The following is a 6,824-nucleotide window of genomic DNA, read 5'->3' on the forward strand; positions in this document are numbered from 1 at the left end:
AGATTGTAGATTGTAGATTGTAGATTGTAGATTGTAGATTGTAGATTGTAGATTGTAGATTGTAGATTGTAGATTGCAGATTGTAGATTGCAGATTGCAGATTGTAGATTGCAGATTGCCGAACATGGCGTTCCAATGGGCTTTAGCATTCTTGATAATGAGGAAGTAATAATCTGCGTAATCTGCGGACGATCAAGAAGACTTTGCAATCGCCATGGATTCAACGTACTGCACTATGCCATTTGATTGCAAGATATGCTACAGTATCTTCCACAGTCTACCCTCACCCCCCAAAGCCTATGTTGCACCGCTTTCTTCCCCCGCTCGTCCACACAGCATCCGACGAGGATGCGCTGCAGGCATGGCGCAAGCATACGAGTATGCTGCTCTTGCGCTTCACGTTGCTCTTGGGCTTGCCCATCTTGATCTTTGATGCAAACAACCATTGGCACTTCGAGCGCTGGTCTATGCTGGCTGCCAATCTGGGCTTGATCAGTCTGCTTGTGATGTTGGTACTCTTCCCGCAGATCGATTATCGCCTGCGTAGTGGTAGCATCATCGCCATGTTCTTGTTCAACGGCTTGTTGGGCATGAGTACCATGGGGCTGTATGGTGTCAATCCGACTGTGGTGATTAGCTCGGTGCTCTTTGCAATCCTGCTTATGGGCATGCGTGCGGGCCTACTGGTGGCGATCATTGGCATTAGCGGGGTAGGGCTGATCAATCATGGCTTATCTGTGGGCATGTTTGCCTATCCGCAAGATTTTCTCGGCTCAGCTATCACAACGCGGGTTTTGCTCAACAACTGGCTGCTGATCAGCGGTCTGATTGCTGTCTTAGGCATGATTCTGAGTTCGCTGATGTTTTCGCTGCAACAGCATATGCAGATGACGCAGCGCACGCTGGGTGAATTGAAGCAGCTTAACACCTCACTTGATAGTTTGGTCGAGCAGCGTACTGCTGAGGTGAACGATACCAATGCGCTGCTCAGTGCAACCCAGCGTCTGACGCGGGTGGGGGGCTATACCTACGATCCGGCACACAATCGGCTCAACTGGAGTCCTGAACTCTATGTGATTCATGCTGTGCCTGCGGAGCATCCGATTGACGAACGGATCATCCGTAGGCTCTATCCCGAAGCGTGGCCGCGCCTCAGCAGCGCCTTTCAACGTCTCGTGAAGCACCATGAAGCCTATGAACTAGAGCTACCGGCGCAGACGCTGGATGGCCGTTCGATCTGGGTGCGGACAAGTGGCGTGGTTGAACACATGGCCAGTGGCGTCCGTTACTTGGGGGCCGTGCAGGAGATTACGGCGCATAAGCTGGCTGAACAGCACAGTAGCACCCAGTTGCGCTATGCCCAAGCCTTGGCTGAATGTTCGCGCATGCTGCTCGAAGCGGGCTCCAATATCCCCGCGTGGCAGCCGGTGGTGCAGCAGGCGTTGGCGCTGGTACGGCGCACGCTGGGCAGCTACCGCATTGCGATGAGTATCTACCCCTCCACGAAAGATATTTTTCAGCGTAACGAGATTTGGCTCGGCGATCAGAATCCCGAACTTCCGCCCTTCAATCGTTTTGTCGTGGATCTCAAACCGTTGCAACCCGAATTTGTCAAACAGCTTGAGCAGACAGCCATGATCTGTGGCAATCCATGTAAAATGTTTGCCCCCGATCACATCATGTACCAATACTATGCCCATAATGGCGTGCGCATGCTGCTCTCGTCGGGCCTCAAGATTGATGGCGCTTGGCGCGGTCTGATCTCTATTGTGGATGTCTGGGAGCGACCTTGGGATGAGCATGCGAAGCAGATGGTACAGACGGCCATGGATATGATCACCAGCTTCATTCAGCAGTGGGAGATCACCCATGCCTTGCAGTCCCGCGAGGAGCAACTGCGGGCCCTAGGCGACAACCTTCCCAATGGCTTTATCTACCAACTCTATCGCGATCCCGACTGGAATCCCCGCTACCTCTACCTGAGCAGTGGCGTGGAACGGATGTTAGGGGTCACACCTGAGGAGGGCTTGGCTTCGGCCCAAGCAGTCCACTCCCTCTGTCTGCCCGAAGATCTGCAGATGGTGCGGAATCAGGCCCGTGAGGCGGCGCGCAAAGGTGAGGATTATACGGTTGTGCTGCGTCTGGTCATTCCTAGTGGCAAAATGATCTGGGTATACGTCTGTTCGCGCCCGCGCCCGCAGCCCGACGGCGGCGTACTCTGGGATGGCCTGGCCCTCGATATTACGGAGCGCCAGCAGGTGGCTGAGGAGTTGGCGCGCGCCCGCGATGCCGCCGAGTCCGCAGCGCAAGCACGGGCTAGCTTCCTTGCGACCATGAGCCACGAGATTCGTACCCCGCTCAATGCCATTATTGGCATGACCACGCTGCTCCAGACGACGCCCTTGAGTGGCGATCAGAGCCACATGGTCAATACGATCAACACAGCGGGCCAGGCGTTACTCGCGGTCATCAACGACATCCTCGACTTTTCGCGCATCGAATCGGGGCGGCTTGAGCTTGAGCTGCAACCCTTCGATCTGCCTGCATCCCTACGGGCGACGGGCGATCTGGTGGCGCATATGGCCCAGCAGAAGGGGTTGACCTTTGTGCAAAACGTGAGTCCTGATCTGCCTACATGGGTAGCGGGCGATGAGGGCCGCTTGCGCCAAGTGCTGCTCAATTTGTTGAGCAATGCGGTGAAATTTACGAGTAAAGGCCGTGTGACCCTCGATGCTACGGCTGAACCCCTAGACGCCGAGCAGCAGATGATCTGCATCAAGGTGAGCGACACGGGCATTGGGTTGAGCGAGGAGCAGCAGCAGCGCATCTTTGAACCCTTCGTTCAGGCCGATAGCAGCACCGCCCGGCGCTACGGAGGCACCGGCCTGGGCCTAGCAATTAGCACCCAGTTGGTGCGCTTGATGGAGGGGACGCTCGCGGTGATCAGCCAGCCCGCAGTGGGCTCAACCTTCACCCTCCACCTTCCGCTGAAGAGCGCCGCACCCCTCCAGCCCGTGATCAGTCCGGTGGCAAGCTTCAACGCCGAACGGCCCCTCGACATCTTGGTTGCGGAAGATAACGTGATCAACCAAGAGATCATTCAGCGCATGCTTGAACAGATGGGCCATCGGGTCGCGGTTGTCGGCAACGGCGAAGAGGCGCTTGCGATCATGGCCCAATGGCGCTTCGACATCATCTTCATGGATATTGAGATGCCCGTCATGGATGGTGAAGCAGCCACGCGCCAGATTCGCGCCCGTGGGAGCAGCATCAAACAGCCCTACATCATTGCCCTCACCGCCCATGCCACCGTGAGCATCCGCGAGCAGGCATTGCAAGCGGGCATGAACGACTATCTCACCAAGCCGATCCAGTTGGCCGCACTGGAGCGGGCGTTGCGCCGCCTTCCGCCCGCCCTTGACCCAGAAGCCCCGCCCAACTCCGCACCGCCCACGCTGGTTGATTGGGTCAAACTTAAACTCATGTGTGCGGTAATTGGCCAGGACCAAGCGGCGCTCCTCGAGGGGCTGCTCCACATCTTTGAGCAGACCATGCAGGAGCAGATCGTCAAGCTCGAAGCGGCCTTCGCCGCAGAGGATTACGCCACCGTCCAAAAGACTGCCCACCGTATGCATGGCGGTTCCCTGCAACTCAGTGCTCAAGCCTTCGCCCGTCTCTGTGCCCAGATCGAGACGGAGGCGAACGTAGCCGCCAATGCTCCGCTGATTGCACAACTGCGCCCCTGCTACCAACAGACGCTGGCGGAGTTGCGGCGGGGCAGTAGCAGATTGTAGATTGTAGATTGCAGATTGTAGATTGCAGATTGTAGATTGTAGATTGCCGAACATGCGGCGATTATTCATATGGACGCAAGAGCGCAATCGTCAGTGCCAAGGCAATGATCCCCGCTGCAACCATGCCTACCACCAAGAGCAATGTGGGGAGAAAACCGCTCCAACCAGTGATGCCTACCGTCACTGCAAGCCCGCCCAAGCCTACAATCAGCGCGGCGAGAATGAGGCCCAAGACGAGCCGGTTGCTCGCTTCGACCATGGCACTTGCAACACGGCGCAACTCGCGCTCATCGGTCTGGAGGCGCAACTCGCCCGCATTGAGCCGCTGCAACAACTCGACCGTCTGCATAGGCACTTCGCCCGCCGCTTCACTCAGGTCGCGCAGACGCTGGAATGCCTGCTCGCTCAATGCAGCCGGCGAGAGGCTGTCGAGCATGGCTTGCTGCACATAGGGTCGCGCAATGGCAAAGACATCGAGTTTCGGATCGATCTGTAGGCCAACGCCTTCCATCATCACCAAAGCCTTGAGCAACAAAGCCAGCGGCCCAGGCAGCCTAATGCGGTGACGACGCAAGAGACTCAAGAGCTCATTGACGGTCTCACGAGCCGAAATCTCACCCAAAGGGCGATCAACAAAGCCCTCAGTAAAACGCTCAAGGTCGCGGCGCAACTGCGGCGTCACCTCGCGGCGCTGCACCAAACCCAGACGCTCCAAGGCGCGCACTGCTGTCGCGGTATCGCGCTCCGTAATGGCCATGAGCAGCATGAGCATCGCCTGGGTCGTTGGGCGGTCGAGGGTTCCCACTTGCCCATAGTCCACCACGCCAATCACGGCATCGGGCAGGGCAAAAAAATTGCCGGGATGCGGGTCGCTATGAAAAAACCCATGGGTAAAAATTTCGATCAGCACCACCTGGAGGCAATTACGCGCAAGTTGGGTGCGATCAATCCCACAGGCAGCCAGCGCAGCGAGATCATTCAGCTTTACGCCATACAGACGCTCACTGGTCAAGATACAGCTATCGCTATACTCCCAGTAGATTTTAGGAATATAGATAATCTGATTAGCGCCAAAAAGCTGTCGAAAGCGTTCCGCATTGCGCGCCTCGCGGCGATAATCCAACTCGGCACGCAACGTCACCGCAAATTCCCAAGCCAACTCCACCAGATCATACTGCTGGCCAAAGGGCAGCCGCTCCTGCGCGAGGGCCGCCAGGTCGCCAAGAATCGCAAGGTCGGTATTGATCCGTCCGGCAATATCGGGGCGCTGCACCTTGACCACCACCTCTTCACCGCTATGCAAACGTGCTGCGTGAACTTGGCCTAATGAGGCTGCGGCCAGCGGTTCGCGCTCAAAAGCGGCAAAGAGCTGCTCAATGGGCTGGCCAAGGCTCGTCTCAATCGTCTGGATCGCCACGTCAGCCGGAAAAGGCGGGACGGTATCTTGCAGCTTGCCCAACTCCTGGACAAACTCAGGTGGCAGCAGATCAGAGCGGGTACTCAACATCTGGCCCAGCTTGACAAAGGTCGGCCCGAGCGCCACCAAGGCCTCACGCAGACGTGCTGCGGTGCCGAGCGGCGGGGCCGATGGCACGCGCAGCACCACGCGGCGGGGCAACGAGAGCAGCGAGAGCAGCCCCAATTGCTCGACCAGCGCACCAAAGCCATAGCCCACCAACACCTGGGCAATTTCGCGGTAGCGTCCAAGGTAGCGCGCCTGACGCACAAGAGGCCACATGATCATGTCACCTTAAGCTACAGAGGTGGAGCGAGGACACAGAGTGATTGAACCACAGAGGCACCGAGAACACAGAGATGTCTATCTTTTCGCGGCCTTGCAGCAATATAGTATGCATGCGCTTACATAAAACGCTCTGTGCCCTCTGTGTCTCTGTGGTGCAACCACTCCGTGTCCTCTGCATACTCATGCCAACATTACCCCTCAACGATCCAAAAGTCCCAATAGCAACGGCCACAGGTGGGGCACAAAGATCAAACAACCCACCAGCAGCGACGCCATCGCACAGAGCAACACCGTCCCAGCGGCCACATCCTTGGCAATCTTGGCCAACGGATGGATTTGGCTAGTGGCCAGATCAACAACCGCCTCAATCGCCGTATTCAAACCTTCAGCCGCCAAGACCAGGGTAATCGTCAGGATCAAACTCAGCCACTCCCAGCGGGCCAAATCCAAAACTAGGCCCAAGGCAATCGCGCAGAGCGCTGCAAAACAGTGGATCTGGGCATTACGCTGGGTTCGCAGCATATACCACAAGCCCTGAAACGCATAGTGAAAGGCTGCAAGCAAAGCTGTGAGTTGATTGTTGCTACGTTGTTGCATCAAAGCGATGCACCTCAATCTGAAGCGGCTCGGGCTGATGTATCACATCATTGAGGATGACCGCTGTGAGCAGACTGCTCCGCACTGGGCGGGGCAGGTAGAAGAGGTGAGCCGCACAGCCGGTATCACGCGCACCAAAGCCGCGAATAGGCAACGTCACTTCGGGATGGGCCGCGAGGGCACGACACCAGACACACTCCAAATGCGTGCTACTCGTCACCGTCCAGGCTTCACACAGGTGTGCTTGCATGCGTAGGTAGTCAATATGCCAATGGGGGCGCGCCTTCGCGCGGCGCTGGTGGTGGGCCAACCGCGCTCGTAAGCCCCCCGGCCCAAAGGCGCTACCCACATAGAGATAATAGCCAGCATGGAGATCAAAGCGCCCTAAGCGCCCAACCTGCAACCCAACCAGGGGCTGATCCAACCAGAGGATAAGGATGTAGCTGCCTTTCACCGCTGTATGGTACGCCCATGAGGGCGCTTTGGTCAAGCGGCAACGGAGGATGCGTGAGGCGAAGCGGCGAGGGCTTCGCCTCCTCGTGTCCTCGCGTCCTCGCAAGCTGTACAGTGTCTACAAACCATCCCTAAGAGGCTGTCTGAAAAATGTATGGGTTGGCGTTGGAGTGCCGGCTTTAGCCGGCTAAAGCCGGCACTCCAGCGTGTGCCCTCCGGCTTTTCAGACAGCTTCT

The 6,824-nt window shown here is 57.3% G+C and carries 4 protein-coding genes; 1 reads left to right on the forward strand and 3 read right to left on the reverse strand.

The features are described from left to right. Positions 1-299 precede the first annotated feature (299 nt). Positions 300-3,794: a PAS domain-containing hybrid sensor histidine kinase/response regulator family protein gene (locus CJ255_RS20535; RefSeq protein WP_097645947.1), complete on the forward strand. Its 3,495-nt coding sequence runs from the start codon at positions 300-302 to the stop codon at positions 3,792-3,794. Between the two features lie 61 nt (positions 3,795-3,855). Here CJ255_RS20535 and CJ255_RS20540 read toward each other — a convergent pair whose 3' ends face one another. The 3 genes from CJ255_RS20540 to CJ255_RS20550 form a co-directional block, all read right to left on the reverse strand. Next, positions 3,856-5,538 carry an ABC1 kinase family protein gene (locus CJ255_RS20540; RefSeq protein ID WP_245863628.1) on the reverse strand — a complete coding sequence of 561 codons (1,683 nt, stop codon included), beginning with the start codon at positions 5,536-5,538 and terminating at the stop codon, positions 3,856-3,858. Positions 5,539-5,736: 198 nt separating this feature from the next. Further along, a complete protein-coding gene (locus CJ255_RS20545; RefSeq protein WP_097645949.1) occupies positions 5,737-6,135 on the reverse strand; it encodes a diacylglycerol kinase family protein in 399 nt (132 codons plus the stop codon). Beyond that, positions 6,122-6,589 (reverse strand): GIY-YIG nuclease family protein, encoded by a 468-nt coding sequence (locus tag CJ255_RS20550; RefSeq protein ID WP_245863629.1) that lies wholly within the window; start codon positions 6,587-6,589, stop codon positions 6,122-6,124. The genes CJ255_RS20545 and CJ255_RS20550 overlap by 14 nt, the downstream gene beginning before the upstream one ends. Positions 6,590-6,824: the final 235 nt, after the last annotated feature.

This window comes from Candidatus Viridilinea mediisalina, assembly GCF_002532535.1.
Lineage (GTDB): Bacteria > Chloroflexota > Chloroflexia > Chloroflexales > Chloroflexaceae > Viridilinea > Viridilinea mediisalina.